General features: G+C 72.1%; 29 protein-coding genes. 5 read left to right on the top strand and 24 right to left on the bottom strand.

All coding sequences use genetic code 11. From position 1 onward, the window contains the following. Nucleotides 1-170 precede the first annotated feature (170 nt). Nucleotides 171-1,202, top strand: a complete 1,032-nt coding sequence (srmL, locus tag AC0HI0_RS00665) for a PheS-related mystery ligase SrmL (RefSeq protein WP_480930248.1) — start codon at nt 171-173, stop codon at nt 1,200-1,202. Here srmL and AC0HI0_RS00660 read toward each other — a convergent pair. After that, nucleotides 1,196-1,627, bottom strand: coding sequence for a TIGR03667 family PPOX class F420-dependent oxidoreductase (locus AC0HI0_RS00660; RefSeq protein ID WP_480930247.1), 432 nt, complete (start codon nt 1,625-1,627; stop codon nt 1,196-1,198). The two genes, srmL and AC0HI0_RS00660, sit on opposite strands and share 7 nt — an antisense overlap. A gap of 56 nt (nt 1,628-1,683) precedes the next feature. After that, the gene (locus tag AC0HI0_RS00655; RefSeq protein WP_480934558.1) at nt 1,684-3,150 is read right to left on the bottom strand and encodes an aminotransferase class V-fold PLP-dependent enzyme; all 1,467 of its coding nucleotides are present in this window, start codon (nt 3,148-3,150) and stop codon (nt 1,684-1,686) included. A gap of 132 nt (nt 3,151-3,282) precedes the next feature. Here AC0HI0_RS00655 and trxA point away from each other — a divergent pair, with 132 nt between their 5' ends. Continuing rightward, the gene (gene trxA, locus AC0HI0_RS00650; RefSeq protein WP_480930246.1) at nt 3,283-3,645 is read left to right on the top strand and encodes a thioredoxin; all 363 of its coding nucleotides are present in this window, start codon (nt 3,283-3,285) and stop codon (nt 3,643-3,645) included. A gap of 57 nt (nt 3,646-3,702) precedes the next feature. Here the strand turns inward: trxA and AC0HI0_RS00645 are convergent, their stop codons facing one another. After that, a complete protein-coding gene (locus AC0HI0_RS00645) occupies nt 3,703-4,710 on the bottom strand; it encodes a sigma-70 family RNA polymerase sigma factor (protein ID WP_480930245.1) in 1,008 nt (335 codons plus the stop codon). Nucleotides 4,711-4,783: 73 nt separating this feature from the next. Here AC0HI0_RS00645 and AC0HI0_RS00640 point away from each other — a divergent pair, with 73 nt between their 5' ends. Continuing rightward, nucleotides 4,784-5,599 carry an alpha/beta fold hydrolase gene (locus tag AC0HI0_RS00640; RefSeq protein ID WP_480930244.1) on the top strand — a complete coding sequence of 272 codons (816 nt, stop codon included), beginning with the start codon at nt 4,784-4,786 and terminating at the stop codon, nt 5,597-5,599. A 178-nt stretch (nt 5,600-5,777) separates the two neighbouring features. On the opposite strand, the gene AC0HI0_RS00635 is transcribed toward AC0HI0_RS00640, so the two are convergent. The 3 genes from AC0HI0_RS00635 to AC0HI0_RS00625 are packed head-to-tail and all read right to left on the bottom strand — an operon-like array spanning nt 5,778 to nt 7,819. Further along, a complete protein-coding gene (locus AC0HI0_RS00635; RefSeq protein ID WP_480930243.1) occupies nt 5,778-6,380 on the bottom strand; it encodes a hypothetical protein in 603 nt (200 codons plus the stop codon). Between the two features lie 22 nt (nt 6,381-6,402). After that, complete coding sequence (locus AC0HI0_RS00630) at nt 6,403-7,158, bottom strand: enoyl-CoA hydratase/isomerase family protein (RefSeq protein WP_480930242.1); 756 nt, start codon at nt 7,156-7,158, stop codon at nt 6,403-6,405. 46 nt (nt 7,159-7,204) lie between these two features. Beyond that, entirely contained in the window at nt 7,205-7,819 is a 615-nt protein-coding gene (locus AC0HI0_RS00625; protein ID WP_480930241.1) for a hypothetical protein, read from the bottom strand. A 589-nt stretch (nt 7,820-8,408) separates the two neighbouring features. On the opposite strand from AC0HI0_RS00625, the gene AC0HI0_RS00620 reads away from it, so the two are divergent. After that, nucleotides 8,409-10,124 carry a recombinase family protein gene (locus AC0HI0_RS00620; RefSeq protein WP_480930240.1) on the top strand — a complete coding sequence of 572 codons (1,716 nt, stop codon included), beginning with the start codon at nt 8,409-8,411 and terminating at the stop codon, nt 10,122-10,124. 242 nt (nt 10,125-10,366) lie between these two features. Here AC0HI0_RS00620 and AC0HI0_RS00615 read toward each other — a convergent pair whose 3' ends face one another. The 11 genes from AC0HI0_RS00615 to AC0HI0_RS00565 all read right to left on the bottom strand — a co-directional run bounded on the left by AC0HI0_RS00615 (nt 10,367) and on the right by AC0HI0_RS00565 (nt 20,297). Then, nucleotides 10,367-10,747: a hypothetical protein gene (locus AC0HI0_RS00615; protein WP_480930239.1), complete on the bottom strand. Its 381-nt coding sequence runs from the start codon at nt 10,745-10,747 to the stop codon at nt 10,367-10,369. A 35-nt stretch (nt 10,748-10,782) separates the two neighbouring features. Continuing rightward, the gene (locus AC0HI0_RS00610) at nt 10,783-11,754 is read right to left on the bottom strand and encodes a GH25 family lysozyme (protein WP_480930238.1); all 972 of its coding nucleotides are present in this window, start codon (nt 11,752-11,754) and stop codon (nt 10,783-10,785) included. Between the two features lie 74 nt (nt 11,755-11,828). Continuing rightward, complete coding sequence (locus tag AC0HI0_RS00605) at nt 11,829-12,140, bottom strand: hypothetical protein (RefSeq protein ID WP_480930237.1); 312 nt, start codon at nt 12,138-12,140, stop codon at nt 11,829-11,831. Between the two features lie 49 nt (nt 12,141-12,189). Continuing rightward, entirely contained in the window at nt 12,190-14,412 is a 2,223-nt protein-coding gene (locus tag AC0HI0_RS00600) for a hypothetical protein (RefSeq protein ID WP_480930236.1), read from the bottom strand. Then, a complete protein-coding gene (locus tag AC0HI0_RS00595) occupies nt 14,399-15,196 on the bottom strand; it encodes a hypothetical protein (RefSeq protein ID WP_480930235.1) in 798 nt (265 codons plus the stop codon). The genes AC0HI0_RS00600 and AC0HI0_RS00595 overlap by 14 nt, the downstream gene beginning before the upstream one ends. A 7-nt stretch (nt 15,197-15,203) precedes the next feature. Further along, a complete protein-coding gene (locus tag AC0HI0_RS00590) occupies nt 15,204-18,113 on the bottom strand; it encodes a phage tail protein (protein WP_480930234.1) in 2,910 nt (969 codons plus the stop codon). A 6-nt stretch (nt 18,114-18,119) separates the two neighbouring features. Then, nucleotides 18,120-18,482, bottom strand: coding sequence for a hypothetical protein (locus tag AC0HI0_RS00585; protein ID WP_480930233.1), 363 nt, complete (start codon nt 18,480-18,482; stop codon nt 18,120-18,122). 41 nt (nt 18,483-18,523) lie between these two features. Next, a complete protein-coding gene (locus tag AC0HI0_RS00580) occupies nt 18,524-18,808 on the bottom strand; it encodes a hypothetical protein (RefSeq protein ID WP_480930232.1) in 285 nt (94 codons plus the stop codon). Between the two features lie 25 nt (nt 18,809-18,833). Continuing rightward, on the bottom strand, nt 18,834-19,487 hold the full coding sequence (locus AC0HI0_RS00575; protein WP_480930231.1) for a phage tail tube protein: 654 nt from the start codon (nt 19,485-19,487) through the stop codon (nt 18,834-18,836). An 82-nt stretch (nt 19,488-19,569) separates the two neighbouring features. Continuing rightward, nucleotides 19,570-19,992 carry a hypothetical protein gene (locus tag AC0HI0_RS00570; protein ID WP_480930230.1) on the bottom strand — a complete coding sequence of 141 codons (423 nt, stop codon included), beginning with the start codon at nt 19,990-19,992 and terminating at the stop codon, nt 19,570-19,572. Next, nucleotides 19,989-20,297 (bottom strand): hypothetical protein, encoded by a 309-nt coding sequence (locus tag AC0HI0_RS00565; protein ID WP_480930229.1) that lies wholly within the window; start codon nt 20,295-20,297, stop codon nt 19,989-19,991. The genes AC0HI0_RS00570 and AC0HI0_RS00565 overlap by 4 nt, the downstream gene beginning before the upstream one ends. A gap of 126 nt (nt 20,298-20,423) precedes the next feature. On the opposite strand from AC0HI0_RS00565, the gene AC0HI0_RS00560 reads away from it, so the two are divergent. Then, a complete protein-coding gene (locus tag AC0HI0_RS00560) occupies nt 20,424-20,621 on the top strand; it encodes a hypothetical protein (RefSeq protein ID WP_480930228.1) in 198 nt (65 codons plus the stop codon). Here AC0HI0_RS00560 and AC0HI0_RS00555 read toward each other — a convergent pair. The 7 genes from AC0HI0_RS00555 to AC0HI0_RS00525 all read right to left on the bottom strand — a co-directional run bounded on the left by AC0HI0_RS00555 (nt 20,618) and on the right by AC0HI0_RS00525 (nt 25,509). Continuing rightward, nucleotides 20,618-20,938, bottom strand: coding sequence for a hypothetical protein (locus AC0HI0_RS00555; protein WP_480930227.1), 321 nt, complete (start codon nt 20,936-20,938; stop codon nt 20,618-20,620). The genes AC0HI0_RS00560 and AC0HI0_RS00555 overlap by 4 nt on opposite strands. A 43-nt stretch (nt 20,939-20,981) precedes the next feature. Then, nucleotides 20,982-21,311 carry a hypothetical protein gene (locus AC0HI0_RS00550; RefSeq protein ID WP_480930226.1) on the bottom strand — a complete coding sequence of 110 codons (330 nt, stop codon included), beginning with the start codon at nt 21,309-21,311 and terminating at the stop codon, nt 20,982-20,984. A gap of 4 nt (nt 21,312-21,315) precedes the next feature. After that, entirely contained in the window at nt 21,316-21,804 is a 489-nt protein-coding gene (locus AC0HI0_RS00545) for a hypothetical protein (protein WP_480930225.1), read from the bottom strand. Further along, on the bottom strand, nt 21,801-22,646 hold the full coding sequence (locus AC0HI0_RS00540; RefSeq protein ID WP_480930224.1) for a phage major capsid protein: 846 nt from the start codon (nt 22,644-22,646) through the stop codon (nt 21,801-21,803). The genes AC0HI0_RS00545 and AC0HI0_RS00540 overlap by 4 nt, the downstream gene beginning before the upstream one ends. 65 nt (nt 22,647-22,711) lie before the next feature. Beyond that, nucleotides 22,712-23,074 carry a hypothetical protein gene (locus tag AC0HI0_RS00535; protein WP_480930223.1) on the bottom strand — a complete coding sequence of 121 codons (363 nt, stop codon included), beginning with the start codon at nt 23,072-23,074 and terminating at the stop codon, nt 22,712-22,714. Between the two features lie 293 nt (nt 23,075-23,367). Continuing rightward, on the bottom strand, nt 23,368-24,165 hold the full coding sequence (locus tag AC0HI0_RS00530) for a VG15 protein (protein ID WP_480930222.1): 798 nt from the start codon (nt 24,163-24,165) through the stop codon (nt 23,368-23,370). Beyond that, a complete protein-coding gene (locus AC0HI0_RS00525; protein WP_480930221.1) occupies nt 24,166-25,509 on the bottom strand; it encodes a phage portal protein in 1,344 nt (447 codons plus the stop codon). Nucleotides 25,510-25,511 lie beyond the last annotated feature (2 nt).

The raw sequence follows: 25,511 nt of genomic DNA, 5'->3' as shown, positions 1-25,511 counted from the left end.
GTGCATCATGCGGCACGACCGCGCTATGGTCGAAAACGTGACGCGTCGATTTAGCCGCCCCTGGCCGGGAGACCCGGCCATCCGGGGCGTGCGCTAGGCGCGGTCCGGGTGGCGGACCGGCTCAGGGGACCTCCCCGCAGCCGACCCGCTTCCCGAAGGGACCTCCCGCGATGCCTCGCGACCTCACCGACCCCGCCCAGGGGCCGCACGCCATGCAGCTCGTCCTGGACGAGATCCTCGCCGCCGCACCGCCCGCCGCCGAGCGCCGGGTGATCCGGGACGGCCCGGAGGTCGGCGTCGAGGACAACTACACCAACCTCGGCTACCCGCCGGACGCCATCACCCGTGACGCCCGTTACACCCGCTACACCACCGAAGGCCGGATGCTGCGCAGCCACACCTCGGCCATGATCCCGCCCGCGCTGCGCGTGCTGGGCACGCAGGAGTGGGACGACGTGCTGCTGGCGTGCGTCGGCATGGTGTACCGGCGCGACGCGGTCGACCGGGTGCACTCGGGCACGCCGCACCAGCTCGACGTGTGGCGGATCTCCCGCCACCGGGCCGATCTGGACGAGCTGGTCGACGCCGTGATCACCGCCGCCGTGCCCGGCGCGCGGTACCGCACGACGCCCGCCGAACACCCCTACACCGAGCAGGGCCTCCAGGTCGACGTGCTGGTCGACGGCGAGTGGCTGGAGGTCGCGGAGGGCGGCCTGGCGGCCCGGCACGTGCTGCGCCGCGCGTGGCTGCCCGACGACGTGCACGGCCTGGCGCTCGGCCTGGGCCTGGACCGGTTGTTGATGCTGCGCAAGGGAATCCCGGACATCCGGCTGCTCTCCTCGGACGATCCCCGGGTGGCCGCGCAGATGCGGGACCTCACGCCGTACCGCGCGGTGTCCAAGCACCCGCCGATCTCACGGGACGTGTCCGTCGCGGTGCGGCCCGAGCAGGACGCGGAGACCATCGGCGACACCGTGCGCGCGACCGTGGGCGACCTCGTGGAAGAGGTGCTGGTGCTGGACGAGACGCCGGTGCACGACCTGCCGCCCGCCGCCGTCACCCGGCTCGGCGCGCACACCGGGCAGAAGAACGTGTTGCTGCGCCTGGTCTTGCGGCACCCGACCCGCACGCTGACCGACGCGGAGGCCAACGCGGCCCGCGACGCCGTGTACGCCGCGGTCCACGAAGGCGGTGCTCAGTGACCGCGCAGGCGGTCCGGGTGGAAGACCAGGGGCACGCTGAACAGGTCGCCGAAGCTCGCGTTGGTGGTGAACACCTCGGCGGCCAGCTCGCCGTACTTGGCGGTGAACGCCTCGTGCAGGTGCGCGCGCGGGATGTCGTCCTCCCGGGTGAGCACGCCGGTGAGCACCACGACGTCGTGGCCGAGGCCGTCGTCGTCGAGGTTCAAGGAGGTGCGGGGGTTGGCCTTGAGCCGGTCCAGCCGCTTGGCGTCGGGCTTGCTGTAGAACAGCACGGTGCCGTCCTCCTGCCAGAGGAACCACACCGGGGCGGGCTGCGGCGTGCCCGTCCGGTCGACCGACGTGACCCAGGCGATCATCTCCTCGCGCAGCCTGCGGGCGACTCGGGCACCGAACTCCGTCGAGGGGTCGGGCAGGGCGAACGTCATGCGGTCATCTCCAGTCGTCGGGTGATCGACTCCTGGCAACACCGTGCCGCACGCCACTATTCCGCCGGCTGCGCCGACCGCTCTTCCGACACCGGGCGGGGGCGGATCTCGTTGAGGTAGTTGTAGATCGTGAACCGGGTGACGCCCAGGACGCCCGCCAGGTAGTCCACCGAATCGCGGACCTGGAACAGGCCGGCGTCGTCGAGGTACCGGACCACCCGGGCCTTGTGCGACTTGCGCATCAGGTCGACCGGCACCCCGGTGTCGGCGACGGCCCGTTCGACCAGCATCCGGCGGTAGGTGTCCACGTCGGGCGGGAACGCCCGCGCGCCCGCACCGGCCTCGGTCGTGCCGCCGGGGTCGGCCTCGATCCGCCGGGCCGCCGCGCGCCCGCCCCCGTCGTCCGGGACGGCGGCGGGCGCGGCGGGTTTCGCGGTGGCCCGCGAGGTGAGGTGGCGCAGGGCGTCGGCGACGAGGGCGACGGTGTCGGCGGTGGTCGAGGCGTGCGGGGAGAGGCGGACGTGCTCGGGGCGGGTGGTCGCCGTCACGCCCGCCCTCGCCAGCGCCGCGCCGACCACCGGCGCCGGCACGTCCGGGAGCGTGAAGGCCAGGATCCCGGCACCGCGCACCCGCTCGGAGACCACCGCGCCGCCCGCCGCGCGCACCACCTCGGCCAGCGCGTCGACCTGGTCGAGGATCCGGCCGCGCAGCACGTCCACGCCCGCGGCCTCGACCAGTTCCAGCGCCGTCGCCAGCGCCCCGGCCGCGACCGGGCTCAGGTGCGTGAGCGACCAGGCCGCCGCGCCGGCCGCCCGGGGCCGCAGCGAGTTGTCGAACACGCCGACGTTCACCGCGCCGGACCAGCCGGACAGGGTCGGCTCCACGCGTTCCAGCGCGCGCTCGGACAGCGCGACGAACCCCGTCGACCACCCCGCGCGCAGCCACTTCTGCCCGCCGGCCACGACCACGTCGGCCACCGCCCACGGCTCGTCCACCACGCCGAACCCCTGGATGGCGTCCACGATCAGCAGCCGGTCGCCGACCACCTCGCGCAGCGCCGCCAGGTCGGCCCGGTAGCCGGTGCGGAAGTCCACCGCGCTCACCGACACCGCCGTCACCTCCGGCGTGAGCGCCGCCCGCACCGCCTCCGGCGTGACCGGCCCGGCGTCGAGCCAGCGCACCCGCGCCCGCCCGCTGCGCGCCCACGGGTAGGTGTTCGCCGGGAACTCGCCCCGCGACACCACGACCTCCCCCACCACCCCCGATGCCGCCTGGAACAGCCCGGTGCTGGTGTTGGGCGCGAGCGCCACCTGGTCGACGGCCGTCCCGACCAGCCGGGCGACCGCCGCGCGCGCCCGCAGGTCCTGCGGCATCAGGTCGTGCACGGTCGAGGGCCCGGCCAGCGAGGACTGCTCCAGCAGCCGGGTCGTCTCGGCGACGACGGCGTGCGTCGGCGGCCCGTACCGGGCGAAATCGACGTAGCCGACGGGTTCACGACACTCGACCAGGTAGGTCTGCGGCACGCTCACACCGACCGAAGCTACAACCCCAGGTTGAACGATTCAACTACGGGTTGAATGGAATTCGCGAGGTGTCCCCTTCGTTGAACCGGGTAACCGGGGGCGAAAACGCCCAGTGCAGAGCGAGGAGAACCTATGGCCACGGTGGAGCTGACCACGGAGAACTTCGACGAGGTGGTCGGCGGATCCGACATGGTTCTGGTCGACTTCTGGGCGGGCTGGTGCGGTCCGTGCCGCCAGTTCGCGCCCACCTACGAGAAGACCGCCGAGAAGCACCCGGACATCGTGTTCGGCAAGGTCGACACCGAGGACCAGCAGCAGCTCGCGGCGGCGTTCCAGATCCGGTCGATCCCGACGCTGATGATCGTGCGCGACGGCGTCGTGCTCTACGCCCAGCCCGGCGCGCTGCCGGAGTCGGCGCTGGAGGACCTGATCGACCAGGCGCGCAAGGTCGACATGGAGGAAGTGCGCAAGCAGGTGGCCGACCAGCAGGCGTGAGACCCACCGGGAGGGGGCGGAGCGATCCGCCCCTCCCGCGCGTCCGCCCCCGTGCGCTCACGGCAGCGAGTCGGGCAGCCCGAACCGCCGGAAGTGCGCCACCCCCTGGAACGAGGTCACGCCGGCGATCAGCCCGTCGCGCAGGGTCAGCACGTTCACCGACCACGCCTCGTGCGCGCCCGACCCGCCGGCGCGCAGGTAGCAGGCCACGGCCGGCTGGGCGTTCGCGCCGATCTCCAGGTGCCGCCACGAGCCGCACCGCATCGGCACCGCCCGCGCGAAGTCCAGCACCGCCGCCCGCCCCGCGTACCAGGCGGGCAGCGGCGGCATGGACCACGTCACGTCCTCGGTGAGCAGCGCGACCAGGGTGTCCGCGTCACCGCGTTCCAGCGCCCCGGCGAACCCGGAGACGACCTCCCGCAGCCGCGCGTCGTCGATCATCCGCAGGGTCTGCTGCTGGGTGGCCGCCGGCACCTTCTCCGCGACGATCCGCCGGGCCCGCGCCAGCGCCGAGTTCACCGAGGCGGTGGAGGTGTTCATGATCCCGGCGATCTCGGCGACGGAGAACCCCAGCACCTCGAACAGGATTAGCGCGGCCCGCTGGTTGCCGGGCAGGTGTTGCAGGGCGGCGACGAACGCCAGCTCCACCGCCTCGCGCTGCTCGTACCGCGCGCCCGGCCCGCTCAGCCCGGTGTCCGGGTAGGGCCCGAGCCACGCCACGTCGGTCAGCGCCACGTCCCCGACCACGGCCCGCTCGCCGGCCGGTCCGAGGTCGACCGGCAGCGCCCGCCGCCCCCGGTGCTCCACGACGTCCAGGCAGGTCCGGGTGGCCACGGTGTACAGCCAGGACCGCAGCGAACTGCGCCCCTCGAACCCCGGCAGCCCCCGCCACGCCCGCAGCAGCGCGTCCTGCAGGGCGTCGTCGGCGTCGTGCGCCGAGCCCAGCATCCGGTAGCAGTGCGCGTGCAGTTCACGACGCAGCGGTTCCACCAGACGGGTGAACGCGGCGTCGTCGCCCGCGCGCGCCTGGTCCAGTTCCGCCTCGGTGGAAGAAACTTCGCTCACGAGCGACGATTCTGCCTCCCGACGGGAGTCACCTACCTCCGAACGGGCGAAAACCGACAGCTGGAGGAACCAGATGACCACCGTGACCGCCGACTCGCTCCGCGTGGACGACGCGACCCTGCACTACGAACTGCGCGGTGCCGGCCCGCTGGTGGTGCTGGTCGGCGCGCCGATGGACGCACGGGCGTTCGAACCGCTGGCCGACCTGCTGGCCACCGACCACACCGTGCTCACCACCGACCCGCGCGGCATCAACCGCAGCCCGGTGGACGACCGCGAGCGCGACTCCACGCCCGAGCAGCGCGCCGACGACCTGCACCGGCTGATCCGGCACGTCGACGCGGGCCCGGCGGCGGTGCTGGGCTCCAGCGGCGGCGCGGTCAGCGTGCTGGCCCTGGTGCAGGCGCACCCGGAGGTCGTGCGCACCGCGATCGCCCACGAGCCGCCGCTCAACGAACTGCTGGAGGACCGCGCGGCGCTGCGCGCGAAGACCGACGAGATCATCGCCATCCACCGGACGGGTGACGCGGTGGCCGCGTTCCGGAAGTTCCTGGAGGTGGCGAACATCTTCCTGCCCGACGAGGTTGTCGAGCACATGCTCGGCGGCGACCGGCCCGCGCAGGACGTGGCCGACGACGAGTACCAGCACAACCGGATGCTGCGCCCGACCACCCGGTGGGTGCCGGACCTGGACGCCCTGCGCGCCGCCCCGACCCGGCTGCTGATCGGCCTGGGCGAGGAGTCGACCGGCCAGCTGTGCGAGCGCACGTCCCGCGCGCTGACCACCGCGCTGGGCACCGAACCGACCCTGTTCCCCGGCGGCCACATCGGCTTCGCGGAGAACCCGGTGGCGTTCGAGCCGCGCCTGCGCGAGGTGCTGGCGGGCTGAGCAGGCGGAGGGGCCGCCGGCGGCAGGTGGGTCCACCCGTCCTCTGCTTCCGGCGTCACAGCTGTGCCGTGCCGGTGAAACCCGGTGGGACCTGCTCTCAACTACGGGTAGGCCGGCGGCCCCTCGCCCACAGGATTCCCGCCCTTCGCGCGCCCACACCTGTGGACGGTGCGAAGCGTCAGAACAGCGGCGACCGCACGCACAGGCGGGTGTCCGCAACGGACACCAGGTCGTCGGCCAGGCCGGGCGCGTGCCGCCGCGCCCACGAGCCCAGCGCCCCCAGGAACCCGACCAGGTCCCGCTGCACGCCCAGCAGCGACTCGCGCAGCACGGCCGCGTCCAGGTCCACGAACGCGCCCTCGCCCGGCTCGTCGCCGAGCCCGCCGTCACCCCACAACCGCAGCACGCCGTCGTCGCGGAACTCCACCCACGGCGCGGGGTCGTGCCCCAGGAAGACCTTCGACCCGGACAGCACGGCCACCCAGTCGCGCCACTCCTCCAGACCGAAGCAGCACCCCGGCGGGACCGTGACCGCCGAATCGCGCACGAGCAGCCCGCCCGGCAGCGTCCAGCCGTCGGAGTCGAGCAGCCACCGCACCGCGGCCTCGACCGACCGCGGCCCGTCGACGTAGGGCAGCGCCGCGCACAACACCGTGCCGACCTCTTCGGAGGTCATCGACGGCCCGACCGGCAACCAGTACGACCCGCCCACCACCGGCCAGAGCGCGAACTCGTCGACCACGGCCGGGAGCCGTTCCGCGACCGCCTCGACGCTGATCATGCCCGCGACGCTAGCCGCGCGGTCAGAACCTCGGCGAGCGCTTTTCCAGGAACGCCGCCACGCCCTCCGCGTACTCGGGGCTGTGCACGGCCTCGTCGTACAGCGCCCGCACCGCGTCGTCGTCCTCGTGCTGCCCGTCGGTGATCCGCTCCACGATCGACTTCGCCCCGCGCACGCTCACCCGCGCCCGCGACGCGATCACCTCGGACAGCTCCTTGACCCGCGCCTCGACGTCGGCGTGCACCTCGTTCACCAGACCGATCCGCAACGCCGTCGCCGCGTCGATGATCTCGCCGCTGAACAGGATCTGCTTGGCCCACGCGGGTCCCACGACGTCGACCAGCCGCTTGGTGGAGGTCAGGTTGTAGACGATGCCGAGCTTCGCGGGCGTGATGCCGAACCGGGCCTGGTCCGAGGCGATCCGCAGGTCGCACGCCAGCGCGATCTCGCACCCGCCGCCGATGCAGAACCCGGTGATGGCGGCGATGGTGGGCTTGCCGAGCGTGGCGATCGCGCGCTCCCCGCCGTGCACCGCCTCGTGGTACCGGGCCGCGCCGTCCGCGCCGCTGCGCAACGTGGAGAACTCGCTGATGTCCGCGCCCGCCGAGAAGTGCTCGCCACCCCGGACCACCAGCACCCGCACGTCCGGCGCGTCCTGGACCCGGGCCAGCAGACCCGGCAGCGACGACCACATCTCGTGGCTCATGGCGTTGCGCTTGGCCGGCCGGTCGATGGTCAGCGTGGCCACCGGGCCGGACGTGTCCAGTCTCAGCGTCATGACCGGAGGGTAGGGGGAATCGGGTCCGGCCGGGCCGTGAGCGCCCTCACGCCAGCCACCAGAACGTCGGGCCGCCCACCACCAGTCCCAGCACGACACCGCCGACCACCTGCGCCACCGTGTGGTCCCCCAACGCCACCCGGGACCACCCGACCAGCGCCACGGCCGGCGTGAACACCAGCGACCACAACCCGAAGATCACCACCATCACGGCCAACGCGCCGGACGCGACCGCGGTGTGCACGGAGATCTTCCACCCGCGCCCGCCGGGCACCGGGGCGGCGAAGGTGATCGCGATGCTGACCACCAGGCTGAGGAACATCGACAGCGCGAGCGCCACCATCCGCTGCGGCGCGTCCCCCAGCACGAGCGCGGCGATCCCCGTGCCGAGCGACAGCGCGCAGGTGAACAGCGGCACCAGCCGGCCCTCGCGGTTGGTCACGTGGTGGCCCTGCCACAACCCGCGCCGCGCGCCGCGGACCACCACCAGCATCGGGATCACCGACCCGGTCACCCCGACCACCAGGCCCCACACCACGGTCGGCAGCACGCTGCCCGTCGCGTGCCAGGCCACCAGTACCGGCAGGCTGAGCACGAGCACCCACGGCGCGAGGACTTCCGTCACCACGCGGGCGAGCACCGGCGGCGTCTGAGTGGCCATTGCCGGAGCGTAGATCGAGATGGTCACGGACGAGGTGGTGTTCCACCGGTGACCACCGATTGGGGTGATCCGGTTTGCGAATGGGTCGGCGGTGGGTATCGCGGGTGCGGGCGGACCCCCGCCGAGGCGACCTCGCGAACGCGGTCGCCCCGTCGGCGGCCCGCCCGCGCGACCCGGTGCGCGAATGGCCTAGCGGTAGGCGTTGCGGGTGTAGGTCAGGCTGAAATCGCCCCGGTTGGCGAAGTACACCGACACCAGGTAAGCCGGGTCGGTGGCGAGCAGGCCGCGCTGGAGGTCGCTGCCGTCGTTGCCGTCGTCCCAGCCCCACGCGCTGTTCGCTGCGTTTGAACTTACTGTGCATTGCTGTGAGCACCAAAAAACCTAGTGACACACTATCGCTCAGCCTGATAGCAAGCACGCTTGCAGGTGCAGCGCACAGCAAGCGCGACCGCCGGAGCACGATCGGCGACCCCGCACAGCAGATGTCCCGTACCGTTCTTTCCCAAGATTGTTCGCACACCTGGATGTACGCTCGACACCAGGGAAGGGGGGTCGCCTGATGGGGGCAACACGACTCGCCCACCGACGCATGAAGCGTTGGCAGGAAGTCAAGCTGATTGGCGGCATCTACGTTCGAGCTTCTCGCGACGCCAACGGCCGTGCCATTTCGATCGGTACGCAGACAGACGAGGGTGTCGAGTTCTTCGAGGAGAACGACATTGAGCACGCCGTAACGTACTCCGATAATAACCTGAGCGGGTCGCCCTACGCCACCGAGGCCCGAGGCGACTACGAACGTGCACTGGAGGACCTTCGCGCGGGCCAGATCAACCTGTTGTGGACGTTCGACCACAGCAGGGCGCAGCGCGATCTGGAGGTATACGCGAGGCTGCGCCGTATCTGCGAAGAGGCTGGCGCGTTCTGGGCTTACGCGGGCCGGATCTACGACATGACCGATCCGAAGGACCGCAAGGACTCTGCTCGGGATGCAGTGGATGCCGAGAACGCCTCAGACAACATCTCGATCCACACCCGGCGCGGGAAGCGGGGTCGCCGGAAGCGCGGCGAGCACAACGGGCCCACTGCCTACGGGTACAAGCCGGTCTACAGCCCTGAGACGGGCAAGTCGCTCGGGTGGGAGATCGTGGCGGAAGAGGCGGAGGTGATCGCTCGAATCGTCGCAGACGGTCTCGACGGCAAGGGGCCGACCACGATCGCGCGCGAACTCAACGCGGATGGCGTCCCTACTCCCCGTGGGCACATGTGGGACAAACGGCGCGTCCAGCACGTTAGCGACGAGTACCGCACACGCGAGTGGCCGACGTTCACAGCCTCCCTCACCGCGGATCAGGAGGACGTTGCCCACGAGATCGTCAAGCGCGTGAACGACGGGGACACGCCGAAAGAGGTCGGCCGCGATCTCAACCGTCGAGGCGTCCCGTATTTCTTCCCGAGCAAGTGGTGTGAGACCAAGGTCAAGAACATCGGACTTGCTCTCCCGACTGCCGGGCTGCTCGCGCACGACGGCGGTATCTATCTGGAGAAAAAGTTGGACCCCGACGCCGCAGAGGGCTTCCGCATGGTGCCCGTTGAAACCGCATGGGAGGCCATCAAGTCTGCGGAGGACCATGACGCCCTCGTCGCCTTGTGGGAACCGCGCAAGGACAACACCAACCGCGACGGTGGGCGGGTCCGTCATCTGTGGACTGGAATCACCAAGTGCGGAGTCTGCGGAAAGGGCCTCAGCAGCCGTGTGAACCACGGGAAGCGCCGGTTGGAATGCCTGAACGGCAAGGGCTGCGTGTCACGTGACCAGACGTTGACGGAGGCTTGGCTGACCGAACATGCCTTGCAACTCCTCGAACGAGAGGACGCGGCCCAACTGTTCCGGCTCGACGTTGCCGCTGACGACGCCAGCAAGGCACAGCAAGAAGCGGAAAGGCTTCGGGCACAGTTGGAGGGCTTCCGCGCTCAGGCACTCGCTGAGAAGATCACGCCTGAGTCGTTCGCCGTGTTCGAGGGGGCGTTGCTACCGAAGATCCACAAGGCCGACCAGTTGGCACGTCGCGCGAAGCTGCCGCCGGTTCTAGCCGAGGTGATCGGGCCGGACGCTCGTTCGGTGTTCCTGTCGCTGGATCTGGTGCAGAAGCGGAAGATCCTGCGCGCGATCATGCGGCCGAAGGTGCACAAGACCAACCGCAAGGTGAAGGGGCGCTTGGACACCAAGACGATTGATCCCGGCTTCCTCTTCGGCGAGCCGGACATGTTGCCGTCTATCGCAGCTCCGTTCTTCCCTGCTGCCTGAACACACGAAGGGCCCCCGGTCCCATCGCAGGGACCGGGGGCCCTTCGTGTGTTCGTTCTACGCGGCCGAACTGTGGGCTGCCAGCACGGCGCGCACGCGAGGCCGGAACACCGCCGCTACGAGGTCGAGCTGACGCGGCGTAAGTCGCGCCGCTGCGTCGACGTTCGCACGAGCAGCGGCCAGCTCATCGGCGGACAGCACTGTTCGGGGGTCGACGGAGTGGACGGGAACGGCCGCAGCAGTCACCACAGGCGATCCTCGGTATCAGCGGGCACGAGCGCGCGACCGTCATTGTCTCGGGGGTCGGCCAGGGGCGTCACCTTGCGTTCGGCGGTGACGACGATGCCGACGGTTCCGAGCAGGACCACGACAGCGGAGATCACGCCCGTGATGGCGTTGCCGGTGTCGGTGGTGAGCAGGCCGGAGCCGACGAGCCCAGACACCAGTGCGGTGAGTCCGCCGACGACGGAGCCGAGGGTGCGCAGCGGGCGCGGGCGGGTGGTCGGGGTGGCGTTCATGTGGTTCTTCTCCTGGGTGTGGTCGGTCGAGTTGCGGTCGAGCCACAGGACGAAGGCCCTGCTGCCCTTGAAGGCGGCCCAGATGAGCAGGGCCAGGGAGACCATGAGCGAGCCGCCGGGTTTCATTCCGGTCGGCCGGGTCAGGGGCGGGTGATCCAGTCGCCCGCGTAGATCCTGTTGGGGTCGGAGATGCCGTTGCGGGCGGCGATGGCGGCGACGCTGGTTCCCCAGCGTGCGGCGAGTCCGGAGAGGGTGTCGCCGTACTGGAGCTGGTAGCGCTCGCCGTCGCCACCGCTGCCTCCGGCGGGGACGCGGATGGTCTGCCCGGCCTGGATGCGGTCGGGGTCGCCGATGCCGTTCGCGGCGGCCAGCTCGGCGACGGTGGTGCCGAACCGAACGGCCAGCCCGGACAGGGTGTCGCCCCACGCGATGGTGTAGTCGGTCCAGTCGGAGGGCGCCGGGCCGGGCTGCGGCTGAGGGGTGGGAACGGGGGCGGGGACGTTGCCGAGGGCGAACGCCTCGCGGGTCCATCCGTCCATCGTGGCGTTGCGGTCCACGAGGCCGGGGAACCCGTCGACGTTGCCGGTCTGGCTGTGCTGGTGCAGTGCGAGGCGTGGGTGGGAGTAGTCGGGGCGGGCGGGGTCTCCGTTGTACTGGGCGACCCAGAGGAGCACCGCGTCGTCGGCCCACTCGTCGGGGCGCAGGCGGGTGGTGAACCAGTTCTGGTTCGCGTAGACGAGGATCGCGCTGCCGGTGGCGGAGCGGAACCGGGAGATGAACTCGGCGACGAACGGGTTGGGGTCGCCGAACCCCCCGGCCTCCATGTCGAGCATCGGCCACATCGAGCCGTGGTCGAGCAGGCCGCGCGACTCCAGCGCCGCGACGAAGAACCCGACCTGTCCGGGGATGTCGCCGGGGTGGGCGTAGTGGTAGCCGCCGGTCATGATCCCGACCGACCGGGCTCCGGCAACCTGGTTGGTGGCCAGCGGGTTGGTGTAGGTGGTGCCCTCGGTGACCTTCACCGAGGCGTAGCTGATGTTGTGGGCGGCGACGGCGGGCCAGTCGATGCGGTCGCCCTGGTGGCTGGAGATGTCGATGCCGTAGTCGGTCAAGAGCCCTCATCTGTTTGGTGGAAAACGAAAAGCGCCGACACCGGGAGTGGTGTCGGCGCGGCTGGTGTTGCCGGTCAGGTGGTCGGTGGTGGTGTGGCGCGCAGGGCGGCGGCGGCCTGGTCCTCGGCGGCGCGGCGGCGGTCGCGTTCGGCGTCCAGTTCGATCTCCAGGCCGGACAGGCGGCGTTCGAGCTTGGCCAGCCGGGTGCGCAGCGCGGCCAGCTCGGCGGCGTGGCCGGTGCGTAGGGAGGCGAGTTCGGCGGCGTGCGCGGTCTCGCGGGCGGCCAGCGCGGACAGGTACTCGGCGCGGTCGGCGCGGTTGGCGGTCATGAGCCGGTGGTTCGCGGCGAGCAGGTAGAACACGACCGCCACGAGTGCGCCGGCCACGCCGAAGCTGGGCAGGGTGGACAGGTCCAGCGGGCTCGCCTCCCTCGGGTCAGGGGACGCGGATGCCCTCGCCGAGCAGGACGTTGCGTGCGGCGGGGTCGGTGGCCGGTTCGGGGGTCAGGCCGGTGTCGGTGGGCGGGCCGGTGCTGGTGGTGGCGCGCAGGGTCACCACCAGGCGGACGCGGCCGGTGTCGTCGCCGCTGGTGCGGATGCCGACCACCCACGCGGTCGTGGACAGGGCCGCGCCGATCTCGTCCACCACGCGCACGAGGTCGCCGAGGGTGAGCCGGGGGTCGGGCAGGATCTCCACGTCGCCGAGCAGCGGCAGCGGTTGCGCGGCCATGGCCAACAGGTAGTCGGCGACGTTGGCGGCGGTGGCGGACTGTTGCAGCCACGGCGTTGCCGCCACTTGGTAGACCTGTGCGCCGTAGCGGGTGCGGCTGGGGTCGTTGTAGCGGCGCACGGTGAGCCGGGTCGGGCTGCCGGAGGCGAGCCGCTGTGACCAGATGGACAGCGACGACGTGCCGGTGGCGGTGGCCATGTAGAGCGTTGCGCCGGACATGTTCCGGAACGAGACCTTGAGCTGTCCGCCGTCGCGTTCGGTGGTGGACTCGACCTGTCCGACGATGGCGTTCGCGCCGTTGGTGTTCACCGAGAACCGGACTCGGCTGGTGTTGGCCGGTAGGACGCTGGCGTAGAGCACGGGCGGCGGGCTGTCGTACTCGGTGGCGTCGTAGTCGAACGTGAGGTTCAGCGTGGCGTTGGGTCCGAGGGTCTGGACGGTGGGCGAGGTGAACCGTTCTGCGGGGCTGCCCGCCGTGAACTGTTGGTAGGGGACGTCCACGACGTTTCGGACGGTGTCGATCGCCTCGGACACGCGCAACGAGGCGATCTCGCGGGCGCTGGTGACGGTGAGCGCGGGAGTGGAGGGCGGGTTGCGGAACCGGAAGTTGGTCCGGTACCTGAACACGCCGTAGGGGTCGAATTCGGCGGTTGCCTGTTCGGCCTTGGCCACGGCGGTGATGACGTCCCACGCGCTGCCCTGGGTGGGCGGGATCGCGAAGAGCCGGGACATCAGCCCCTCTACGACCGCACCCCGTGTCCACGGAGCGTCGAACTCCGCGCGGCTCATCGGGGCCGATCGCATGGACACCTGAACGGCTTCCACGGGGAGCGCGCCGGTCAGCTCCACGTAGTGCAGTTGGGACTGGGACAGCGCCACGAACGCGCCCAGGTCCTTTTCGTAGTAGCCGCCGACCAGGCTGGGACTGGATATCTGGAACCGGCAACTGGGCACGCTGCCGTTCCACGTCCAGTGCACCCCGATGTGGTAGATGTCGCGGGTGTTGATCCCGAACCCGGCGTCCGCCTTGCTGGTGTTGGTGTTGCCCAGTGAACCGGCGTACATCTGGGCGGTGGCGAAGTCGAAGTTGAAGAACAGGTTGTCGGTGAGGTTGTCGGACTGGAACACCAGGGTCAGGCGCATCTCGGAGCCCGCGCCCCGGAACGAACCGGGGTGGGCGACCCACATTTCGGTGTAGAGGCCGCGCCCGCCCACGGTGGTACGGGTGCGCGGGTCCCACCGGACCGTGTACGGGGTGCTGTAGGCCAGCAGCGCCATCTGCCACGGCGTTTCCGCCCGCTGGACGGTGTACTCCGGCCCCGCCGTGCCGTGGCCCCGGTAGAACCCGATGTCCGGCACCACACCACCGTGCAGCGAGGCGTACAGGATGCAGTCGGCGCGGGGCGGCGGGCTGCTGTGGATGCCCGCGTCGCGCAGCAGGTGGTCCACGATCCAGTGCCCGGAAGCGATCGTCGCCGTGGAGGTGGAGACCACGGCGGGCAATCGGGCGGCGTCGCGCAACTTCTCCGCACCGTCCAGGGCGGACAGCTCCACGCGGCCGGTGCGGGAATCCGCGGTGCGGTCGCGCACGGTGCCCCGGAACGCGGGCAGCGTGGACCCGCCGAGCCCCCACGCGTGGGTGACGGACTGGCCGGGCCGGGCGGCGTCGGCGGTCTCGTGCGGCGCGTAGGGGCTGTAGGTCTGGGCGGCGGTGCGGTCCTCGGTTCCGGTGAGCGTCGCCCGGTACTCGGCGGCGGCGCTGCCGTTGGTGGCGCGCATCGGCGCGGGCAGGTCGGAATCGTAGGCACGGTCCACCGTCCACGCGCCCACCTGCTCGGTGACCGGCTTGCCTCCCAGCCGCGTGACGGCGGTGTTGGTCCGCTCGGAATCGGACAGGGCGGCGGTCAGTTCCGGGTCAGCTTGCAGCACGGCGCACCTCCACGAGGGTCAACGTCAGATCGCGCAGGCGCGGCGGCTTGGGCTTGTCGGTGTAGCCGGTGACGGTCATGGCGGGGCAGCCGTCGCCGATCGGCGCGGCCAGGTGGGCGGCCACCCGGCCGCCGATCCACAGCCACGACGTGCCCACCGGGGTGGGCGAGGTGAGCGCGGGGAGTTGGACGGCGGGCCGGACCCAGCACGCGCCGGGCGGGGCCACGGCGTTGACCTCCGCGCCGCCGTTGGCGCGCTCGACGTTGTTCCCGGCGGCGTCGTACCAGTCGAGCACGCACACCCCGCCGAGCGCGGCCAGGGCGTTGGTGAACCCGACCGGCAGGCCGGGCGTGACCGGCCAGCCGATCCAGTACGGGTGACGCCACCGCAGCGACGAGCCCGCCGAGGTGCCGGTGATCGTGGCCGCGCGGCCGGTCTGCGCGGTCAGCGTGCCGCCGCCCACCAGCGCCCACGCCGAGGCCGGGCCGTAGCCCTGCGACGCCGGGCCGTCCACGTGGTTGCGGGCGGTCGGGTCGAGCACGGCCAGCGGCACCGGCCCCCACACCCGGCGGGCCAGTGCGTCGAGCCATCCGGCGGTGTCCTCGTCCAGGCCGGTCCAGGACAGCGCCAGGCGGCGGGGCGGGGTGGCCAGACTGGTCACGGTCACCCCGCCGCCGAGCGCGGCGAACTCCGACACCCCGAGTCCGACCGACCGGTCGAAGTCGGTGGCGGCGTCGGGAATCTCTTTCAGCCGTCCGGCCGGGCCGATCCACAGCGAACCCACGTTCACCTCACCTCCGGGACAGGACGCGTTCGCCCTCGGCGGTCGCGCGGGCGATCTCGGTGGCGCCGACTTGGACGATCACCGGGCGGGACGCGAGGTCCCGCACGGCGGCGGCGAACTCGGCGAACTCGGCCGCGAGCCCGGCGGGCGCGGCCGTGCCGCTCACCCGACCGGGTCCGATCCGGGGCGGGACACCGTCCGGCGCGGCCTGTTGTGGGATGCTGGCGGTCAGATCCGCGAGGTACCGGCGCACGGCCGGTTCCCCCTGCTCCAGACCGGAGACCAGCCCGCGCATGATGAGGACACCGTTGGCGCGCAACAGTGTCCGGTCACGCTCCGGTGGCCCCTTCCACGACGGCAACAGGTTCGTGAGGGACTTCAGCTTGTCCTTCACGGTGTTGATCATGGACTCCACGCCCCGGATCAAGCCACGGATCAGGTTCTTTCCGGCCTCCCACAACAGGCTTCCGAGATCGCCGAGCGCCGAGACGATCCGGCCGGGCAGGTCCGCGACCAGCCCGACGAGCCCGCCGAGCGCGAGTTGCGCCGAGTCCCACAGCGCCCCCAGTGCTCCGGCCGCCATGTCCTTGAGGCCCTGCCAGGCGCGCGACCAGTCACCGGTCACGACGCCCATCACGGTGTCCAGCAACCCTTGCAGGAAACGCAACGCGCCCGACACAGTGTCCACAATGGATGTGAAGACGGGCGTGACGACGTTGTCCAGCAGGAAACGCAGGGCGGGTATCAGCTTCGAGCTGACCTCGGAGCCGACCCCGGCGAGCGCGGCCGTCCACGTGGCCATGAGCCCGGCGGCCTGCACGACCAGGGGCAGGAGCGCGGTCACCAGCGACACCAGCGAGGGCAGGAGCGCGGCAGTCAGCTCCAGCAGGGTCGGCAGCCACGGCACGATGCCTTCCGACCAGATCCGGACGAACGCCTCCGCGAGCGGCGGGAGGATCGGCAGAAGTCCCTGTGCCGCAACGGAAACGATCTGACCTAGCAGGACTCCGGTCTGCACCAGGCTGGGCGTCGCGGCGGCCAGTCCGACCGACAGCACGCCCGCGAGCTGCTGCACCGTGGACACAACGACCGGCAGCACGGGCAGGACAGCCTGGAGGGCCGCCAGGAGCACCTGCGACCAGACGTCCGCGAGCTGCCCGACCAGCGGCAGGACGGCCGACACGGCGGTGAGCAGCGCGCCGCCGATCTGCGCCGCCACGGGCGTGAGCACGGCCAGCAGCCCGGACAGGGCAGGCACGACGATCCGGAGCGCCTGCGCAAGCAACTGTCCAAATTGGACAGCGAGCGGGGCGGCGGCACGCGCGACAGCCACCAGGGCGGGCGTCAGTTCGCGGACGCCGTCGGCGAGCGCGCCGCCCACCAGCTCGCGGACGATGACCTGTGCGGCGGGGGCCAGTTCGGCGACGACGCCCGAGAGCGCGCCGAGCGCGGGCACGAGCACCGAGGCCACGGCCTGCGCCGCCGTGCCCGCCAGGGGCGCGAGCGCGGCGAGGATCTGACCGGCCGGTGCCGCCCCGGCGGCGAGCACCCCGAACGCCTGTGCGACCATCGGGCCGAGCTGTGCCACGGCCGGGGCCACCGAGGTGACCACGGCCTGACCGATGGCGACGATCAGCGGCACGAGCGCGGACGCGACCGCACCCAGACCCGCGAAAATCTGTTGCAGCGCAACTGATCCCTGACCAGTGGTCAGGAAGTCTGCCAGGCTGCCCGTGACCGCGTTGATCGTGCCGAGCAGGCTCGCGCCCCCGGCGTTCGCGGCGGTGAAGATCGCGCCGACGATCCGGAAGACGTTGCCCAGCAACGACACCAGCTCGCCGATTGCGGACAGGCCCGCCGAGATCCAGCCTTCAAGCCTGCCGGTTTCCCTGGCCTGGGCGATGAACCGCCCGAACGCCCCGGCACCCTCGGCCAGCCCGTTCGCCAGGCTGGGCAGGAAGGTCGAGCCGACCGCCCCGATGTCGCGCAGCCCGCCCAGGAACGGGGCGACCCCGCCGGACTGCTCGCGCAGGGCAACCGCGGAATTGCCCAGCACGGTGCGGACGTCCTCGACCGTGCGCGCCTCGCGGCCGAACGACGCGAACCCTCGCGCGGAGGCGTTGAGGGAGTCGGCCATCTCGCCCAGGCCGGTGCGCACGGCGGGCAGGTGCAGCGCGCCCAGCTCGGCGACCTCGCCGCCCAGCGCGGCGAACAGCCGTTGCTGCACATCGAGCTTGACCCCGGCGAACTCGCCTTGCAGGGCGCGCACCGCGCGGGCGGTGTCCTGCATCGCGGGCGGCATCCGCGTGACGGCCTCGGCGAACTTGCCCGGATCGGTCTCGGCGAGCGCGTCGCCCAGTCCTTCCGTCCCGAGCTTGAGGACGTTGAGGGCGACGGCCGCCGCGATCCCGGCGGCGGGCAGCAGCAGCAACCCGCCGGACGCGGTCGCGGCGGCACCGCCCAGCCCGCCGAGCACGGCCACCATCTGCCCGGCCGCCGCGAGCATCGCCGCGTAGCGCAGGGTGGCCACACCCACGGCGGCGGTGTGCCGGGTGATGCCGACCGTGGAGGAAGCGACCGCCGAGTCCAGCGCGGACAGGCCGCGCACCGCGCCGCCCACCGACCGGTCCAGATCGACGCGGAGACTGATCGAGCGGCCGGACTCGCGTCGCACGACCTGGTCCACGTCGCGGGAGGCCGGGCGGGTGTCGGCACCCACCGGCACGGTGACGGTCTGCCGCGAGGCGTCGCGGGCTGCGGCGGCGATCTGCTCGCGCAGCTCGTTCGCGCGGATGCCGACGCCGAGTGTCAGTCTCGGCGCGGACCGTTCGGCCTTGTCGACCTCGCGTTGGAGTTCGGCCTTGATGCCCTCGACCGTGGGCATGATCTTCAGGAAGGCGTTGCCGACTACCGCCACGGGAGATCACGCCTCCCTCATCAGGAGCGCGATCTCACGCAGCGGGGTGGTCTTGGTCGGGGAATCACCTCCCCGCACGGCAGGGGGCGTCTCAGCGCCGGTGACGGCGTCCCACGGTGGTGTCAGGTCTTCCTCGGCGACCTGCTGACCGAACACGGACAGCACGGCCGCCCACAGGGCGGTCACACGTCGTTCGGTCGCGGCGGCGAGGACTTCGGCGCGGGTCCACCGGCCGTCCGGGTACAGCGCCCGCCACAGGGCCGCGTCGGGCGGCAGGTGCGCGACGATCGCGCACACCCGCCGCAGCGACAGCACGCCCCGGTACAGGTCGAGCAGATCGACACCGATGCGCAGGAAGTCCACTTCCAACGCCTCGGCGGTGCCGTCGTCCGCCAGGAGGCGGGCGACGGTCAGCGGTTTCCCATGCCCAACTCCCGCATCACGTGCGTGGAGAAGTCCTCGGCATCGGCGGCGGTCGTGGCCTGCTCGCGCCACAGCGGGTACTGCTCGGGTCCGAGGATGATCCGCAACGCGGTCAGGTGGCGGCCCGCTTCCTCCGCTTCGAGCGCGTCAAGCGGGAACGCCTCGGCGGTGGGCAACGAGAACTCCAGACCGCGCCAGGTCACCACGACCTCGGCGGCCTGCTTGGACGGGGCGGGCTTGGGCTTGGCGGCGGCGCGCTGTCGGGCGCTCATACGGTGTTCTCCTGGGGTGGTCGGGTCAACGGCGGCGGGTTGTGGACGCGGTCGCGTCGTCGTCGGCTTCCGCCGTGATCCCGGCGGCGGCCAGGCCCGCGACCACGGCCGGGTCGTCGGTGAGCCACACGGCCAGCACGGTGGAGGTCCCGGCCGGGGCGAGCGCGGCGAACGTGATCCCCCAGCGCGCTTCCTGCTGGCGGGACAACTGGGCCTCGTTGGTCTCGGACACCTCGGTGCGCGGCACGTAGAGCCGGTGGTGGTAGACCTCGGTCGCGCTGACCTGGTCCGTCCAGTCGACACACAGCGCCCGCACGTCGCCGCGCGGGATGGTGCTGATCTCCGCGCGGTACTTCTTGCTTCCGGCAGTGGTCTCGGTGAACTTGAGCCCGCCCCAGTACGCGCCGAGCACCGCGCCCTTGGTCTCTTGGAACGTGCTGGCGACGGTGAGCGAGTGCGACCGGATGATGTACCGGGCGGGCGTGATGGACTGCCAGTGGCTCGTGCCCTCCTTCTCGACCCTGCGGTTGAGGGTGACGCCGTCCTCGGTGGACAGCCCGAGGCCGGACCACGGGGCGGCGAGCGGCACGAGGGCGTCGGCCGGTTCGGGGGTGTCGGGCGGGGCCAACGACAACTCCCCGGTTCCGGGGACGCGGACGAAACTGGTGTTGATCGCCAAGTGGGCGAACCTCCTTCGGGGGCAGCGGCAAGCCGCCCCCGGTACCGCTCCTCACGTGAGGGCGGCGAAGGACTCGCGGGGGTTAGCGGACGGGTGTTCGGGCCAGCACCACGAGCGTGGTGAACGCCAACGGCGCGGCCGTGTACGGGTCGGTGCCGGGCAACGGCGCGGCGGCCGGGCTCGCCGAGACGAACGCCCCGCGCGCCGGTCGGGCGCACAGCAACCCGAGCGCGAGCGCGCACAGCGCCTTCGCGCGGTGCTCGGTGGTGTGCCAGCAGGTGATGCGCACCGTGGCGCGTTGGAGAGCCGGCCACCGCCAGGTGTGGCCGTCCAGGGCGACCAGCAGCCACGGCAGCGACGGCGGGCCGCCGTCGAGCCCCCGGCCGGTCTCGGTCGCCACGCGGGCGCCCTCGGCGACCGGTTCGGGCCGGTCGGACAGCAGGCGGCGCAGCTCGCGCACCACCAGTTCGGCGACGTCGACCGGCACCGGGACGGGCGCGGTCACCGGCCGTCCTCGTCGCCCAGGCCGGTCGGTTCCAGCCCGACCGCTTCGGCCGCACGGCGCAGGACACCGTGCCGGGCTTCCATGCCGACACCGGCCGGGTGCGGCACGGCCACCGACACCCCCGCCCGGTCGGTGTCGCGTTCGTCGCGGACCTCGATCGGCAACGGGGTGCCGTCCTCGGCCCGCAGACGGCGGGCGCGGGCGACGGCCGCGACCTCGTGCGCGGCCTCGCGCAGCACCGCGCGGACCTCGTCGCCGCGAAGCAGCTCCCGGATACCGTCGTGATCAAGTTCGACCCGTGCCAAGTCGCCCCCCCAGGAAGCAGCGGCGGTTCTGTCGAATCCAAGTAGCCATCTGGGATTCGCGAATCGTTTACGTTGTGCGATCCGTTCCGGTATGGCGCGGGTCCGGATCGGCGGTATTCATTTGGGGTGGCTCTCGGACTGCTGATCGTTCCGGCTTTGCTCAGCGTGGCAGGCATAGCATTGCCGGTGCTGCTGCTGTGGGTGACCCTGCGCGGCACGAAGCCGCGCGAGCGTGCGGAGATCATCCGGGCGGTAGCTGTTCTGGTGCGGGCGGCACGGCGCCATGATCAGCGACCGGTACCCCGCGACCGGGGCACCGGCTAGCCTTCTCGGCCCTCGTCGGACAGACGGAGCAGGTCCAAGAACTTCCTGGCGGCGCGCTCGGCGTTGGTGCCGTGGGCGTCTTCCACCAGGCCCAGCAGCGCCACGAACGAGCCGTGGGTGAAGTGGTCGAAGAACCGTTGCAGGTCGGACGACCACGGCCCGTCGAACCGCACCGCGATCTGCCCGAGGGTGTCGGTCATCACCGGCTCGCCATCCACGTGGGTCGAGTTCAGCCACGGGGTCCGGTTGACCAGTCGCCGCAGGCGGGCAACGTCGGCTTCGTACTCGCGGCGGCGCTGGAACGACGGGGTGCCCATCCGGCCACGTTCGCACACGCGTTCGAATGGATGTCAAGGCCGATTACCCCTCGACGTGAATCAACCGCGCCTCGTAGTGCACGCGGCCGGGCCGGGGTTCCCAGCGGTCGGGTTCGCCGTCGACCAGGAACACCCGGCCGCCGTGGGCGATGCGCTCGCGCGCCCGGATCGGGTCGTGGGTGAGGAGGAACCACCGGCCGGTGACGGCCTGACGGCCGGGTTCGGCCGACGTGGCGCTGTCGCGGGGCTGGACGAACCCGCGCACGGTCCGACGCGGGGCGGTCGGCCCGTAGTCGAGTCGGGTGGTGGGGTTGTCGTACTCGTCGCGGACCTCAAGCGGGGTGATCACGGTCAGCTCGTGCGGGAGGCGCACGGGATCACCACGCGTCGGGGTCGGTGAGGGTGGCCGGCCACCACGGCATCGGCTCGGCGAGCCGTCCGAAGGGGTCGGCCACCGGGACGGTTTCCAGCGGCGGCGGGTGGTCGCCCACCGTGTAGGGGGTGCGGGTCGAGCGCAGCCCGGACCGGCGGGCCAGGCGGCGCAGCACGCCGCGTTCCTCGGTGGACAGGTAGACCCCGGTCACCGCGGCCTCGCCGTAGCGGTAGCCGTACTGGCCGATCTGCTCGGACTGGTAGCCCTCGGGGTTGCGCAGGCTGCGCCCAGCTGCCTGGCACACGATCGCCACCACCACGGGCGGGACGGTCGGGACCAGCAGCGCGGGCGGCAGCTCGGCGCGCACGAGCGCGGAGGCGTCGGCGAGCGCGGCCGTGGCACGCGACTCGTCGGGGGTTCCGGCGAGTGCGCGTTGGGCGCGGGTCTCCAGCTCGGCCAGCGTCGCCAACGGCGGCGGGGCCGGGGCGGTCACGCGCCGCCCGCGCCGATGGTGAGACGCAGGGCGCGCTTGATCTGGCCGTTGTCCTTGGTGACGTCGGCACCGGCCAGCGTCGACACCACGGAACGGTCCTGCTGGAACGCCGGGTCGTAGTCGCGGACCAGGCGCAGCGCGAACCCGTTGTACGTGACGCTCTGGCCGAACGTCGCACCGGCCGGGACTTCGAGCGCCCTGGTCACCAGGGGGAACCCGGTGCGGTGGTAGGCGACCGCCGAGCCGTCCGCGAGGTAGGTCGAGGGCAGCACGAGGAACCCGTACAGCCGCCCGATGACCGCCTCGCGCAGCGCTGCGGGGGAACCGCTGGCGTCCACCGGGATGAGCTTGTTCTTGGGGTCGTTGAGCAACAGCGACTCGACCTCGGTGGACACCGCGAAGTAGCGGTCCTCCAACGGAACCCCGGCCTTGGTCAGCCGTGCCCGTGCGGCGATCATCGCCGTGTGCACGTCGGTGCCGTCCGGCTTGATCGACAGCGTGGACGGCAGGGCGTTCATCTGCGCGGCCACCATCGTCTCGATGCGCCGCGAGACGGCCTTGGCCTGCGGGGTGGCGATCTGCCGCGTGAAGTCCCGGACGTTGAGCGTGAGCTGTTCGTCGGGCAGGTTCACGCCCTTGTAGAGGTACTTGTCCAGCTTGACGTCCACGCCGATCTCCTGGACGTCGTCCACGACGATCGGCTGACCGCTCGCGCGGTCGAACTCGCGCGCCTCGCCGACGATGGTGTCGGTGTGGACGGTGACCACCGAGCCCTGCTTGCCCCGGAAGTCGGCTTCCGCGTCGCGCCAGGTGGTGGCGGCCAGGACGGTCTGTGCCTCCAACGCGGCGATGGACGCGCTGGCGATCTGCTTGGGTGTGAGGAACTGGTTCGGGATGACGGGCTCCTTTACTTGCCGCCGAAGACTTCGCGGGCGATGGCGTCGGGGGTGTCGGGCTCGGCCTGGCCCTCGGTGCCGGTGCTGGCGACCGGGGTCAGGGACTCGACCGGGCGACGGCCGGGCGGGACCGGCGCGGCGGCCGGTCCGGTCGGTGCCGGTGCGGGCGGGGTGGTGGGCGCGGCGGCCGTGCGGATCAGCTCGGCCAGCGCGGCGGCGTCGGCGGTCAGGGTCGCCTCGTCCGCGCCCTGAAGCCGCCCGGCGAACGCGTCGGGCAGCCCGGCGGCCCGGCTCACGGTGAGCCGGGTCAACTGCTGCTCGGCGGTCCGGGCGCGTTCCTCTGCCGCAGACGCGCGCGACTCCAGCTCGGTCACGCGCGTGTCGGCCGCCGGGGTTGGGGCGGGCCGGCTGGCTACCGCCGCAACCGGTGCGGCCGGGGCGGGTGCGGGTGGTGCGGTGGGCGCCGGGGCGGGTGCGCCGCCTGCGTCCGGGGCGGTCGGCGGCTCGGCGGCGGGGTTCGGATCGGTCACGGGCGGTTCCCTCACAGCGGTAGGTGACGGGGTGGGGACGCGCGCCCGCCCGGCTCCACGAACGGGACAGGGATTCGGAGTGGTGGCCTGTCGTGTGGCAGCGCGGGCGGGCGCGGGGATGGGGTGGGGAGGGGAGATCAGGCGGCGGTGCGCTGTTGGGCCTCGTAGGCGCGGCGGAACGCGTTACGCGCGTCCTTGCCCGAGTGGCCCTTGGTCGAGGTGACCCACAGCTCGGCGAATCCGGCGGCGGCGGCCGGGGGCGCGGCGTCTTCGCGGTACACCGCTTCGACCGTGCACAGGCACCCGTCGTGGAACGGGTCCGGCTCGCCGTCCCGGACGCGGTCGCCCGCCGACCACGCGGAGGCGTAGAAGGTGCGCCGCTCCGGGCTCATCGCCGAGCGGGCGGCGAGCATCGCGCAGAACGAACACGGCTTCGCCGAGGTGACCCGGTGGAACCCGGTCAGCACGCGGTCGCGTTCGCGGGCGGCGTGCAGCAGGTCCCGGCCGCCGTCCGCGCCGTGCCGCAGCGCGGCGGCGGCGACGAGCGGTCCGGCCTTGTCGGCGGCGGCCTGCGGGTCCAAACCCGACCCGGTCAACCGCTTGACGGTGCTGGGGCCGGTCACCAGCAGGGAGACCGCCGCCGCGTCGCGCCACCCGGAGTCATCGGGCAGCGCGAACGGGTTCGGCGGCGGTGCGCCGAGTTCGGCGAGCCGGAACCGGGTCAGGTAGTCCGCGGAAAGCCGGGCCGACCGGTCGCGGTAGCCGCCGACGAGGTCGAGCACCAGGCGTAGCCATGCCGGGGCGGTCGCGTCCAACCGGCGCGGGTCCAGCAGCGGCCACAGCGACAGCACCTCGCGCACCAACAGCGCCCCGGTACGGGCCTGCTCGCGGCGGTGCCGCTCGGTCGCGGTGGTGCCCCGAAGGGTGGCCGCCATCTACAGGCCACCCCTCGGGATGTCCGGCCCGGCCGGGCCGGTCGCGCGGGCGAGCACGTCGGCCAGCAGCCCGGCCCCGTCCGGGGTCGCGGGCATCCCGGCCCAGCGGGTCACGTCGGTGTCGGTGACACCGGGCAGGCGTTCCCAGGTGGCGCGCTGCGGCACGCCGAGCATGGTCACGGCCTTGCCCCAGGCGTCGACCACGGCCGCGAGCGACCGGGTTTCGGTGTCGCGCCACCGGACCTGTGCGCTGGTGTCCAGCCATCCCGTGAGGTCACCGGCCAGCAGCGCGCACAGCCGCAACACCTGTTCCCAGCTCTCGCCGTAGCTCGTGCGGCGTTCGCCGACCCGGCGCTGCAGGCCGGACTCGGCCGCCGCCAACGCGTCCGCCGAGAGGTTGGTGAGGCTGCCGAGCAGGGCGTGAGGCGGGGTCTGGGTGATCGCCGCGAGGTGGCGCAGGACTTGTTCGAGGACTTCGACGTACCCGGACAGCGGGGTTGCGTCGAACGACCCGAAGCGGGTTTCGGGGCTGTCGGAGTGCAGGAGGCGATCCGGCCCGATGGGCGGTTCCTCGCCCTCGTCCAGTTCCAACCCGGCGGCCCAGCGCTGCCGGTGCGCGCCGTGCTCGCCCGCCATCAGCAGCAGGAACGTGGAGTAGTTCAGCCGGTCCTGAATGTCGATCACGGGTTCGACCACGCCGGGGGTGTCCGAGTCCAGGTCGTCCTCGTCCACGAACCGCGTGATCGGGGTGACCCCGGCGTTGTGCTCGCGGTGCTCGACGTAGGACAGCGAACCGTCGTTCTCGGCCCCCAGGAAGTACACGGCGCGGTCGTCGTAGAGCCGGTACAGCGTGCGGGGCCCGGACGGCGTCCACGACCGGGTGCGCTCGACCGCGTACACCGGCCACTCGTCGGAGTCGTCCGCGTAGAACGCGGACATGGTGCGCGGGGAGTGCCCCCGGATGACCGGGCCGGTGTCACCGGGCAACGCGCTGACGAACGCCGAGCCGTACTTGAGGGCGGCACGGTGCACCGCGGATTGCCTGCGCGCCATCCGGTTGAGTGTCCAGTGCCGCCACGGCGAGGCGTCGCCCTCGGCCTGCCCGGCGGTGCGGATGCCGTCCACGTAGAGGTTCTGCGCCAAGAGCTGTACCAGCAGGCGGCACCAGTTCGTGCGGGACTTGCGCAGCGTCCACAGGTAGTGCGCTTTCGACGCGCGCGGCGCGAACGGCAGGTCGTGTTCGCCGCGCACGTACCGGTGGATGCGGTCGTTGCGGGCCTGGTCGGGCCAGCGTTCGACCAGGCGGCGGCCGACGTCGACGGCGTCACGGGCGGACAGGGGCACAC

It is taken from the genome of Saccharothrix sp. NBAS 001, assembly GCF_056640475.1.
Note: the sequence above shows the minus strand (reverse complement) of the source record. Positions and strands in the feature narration are given on the sequence as shown.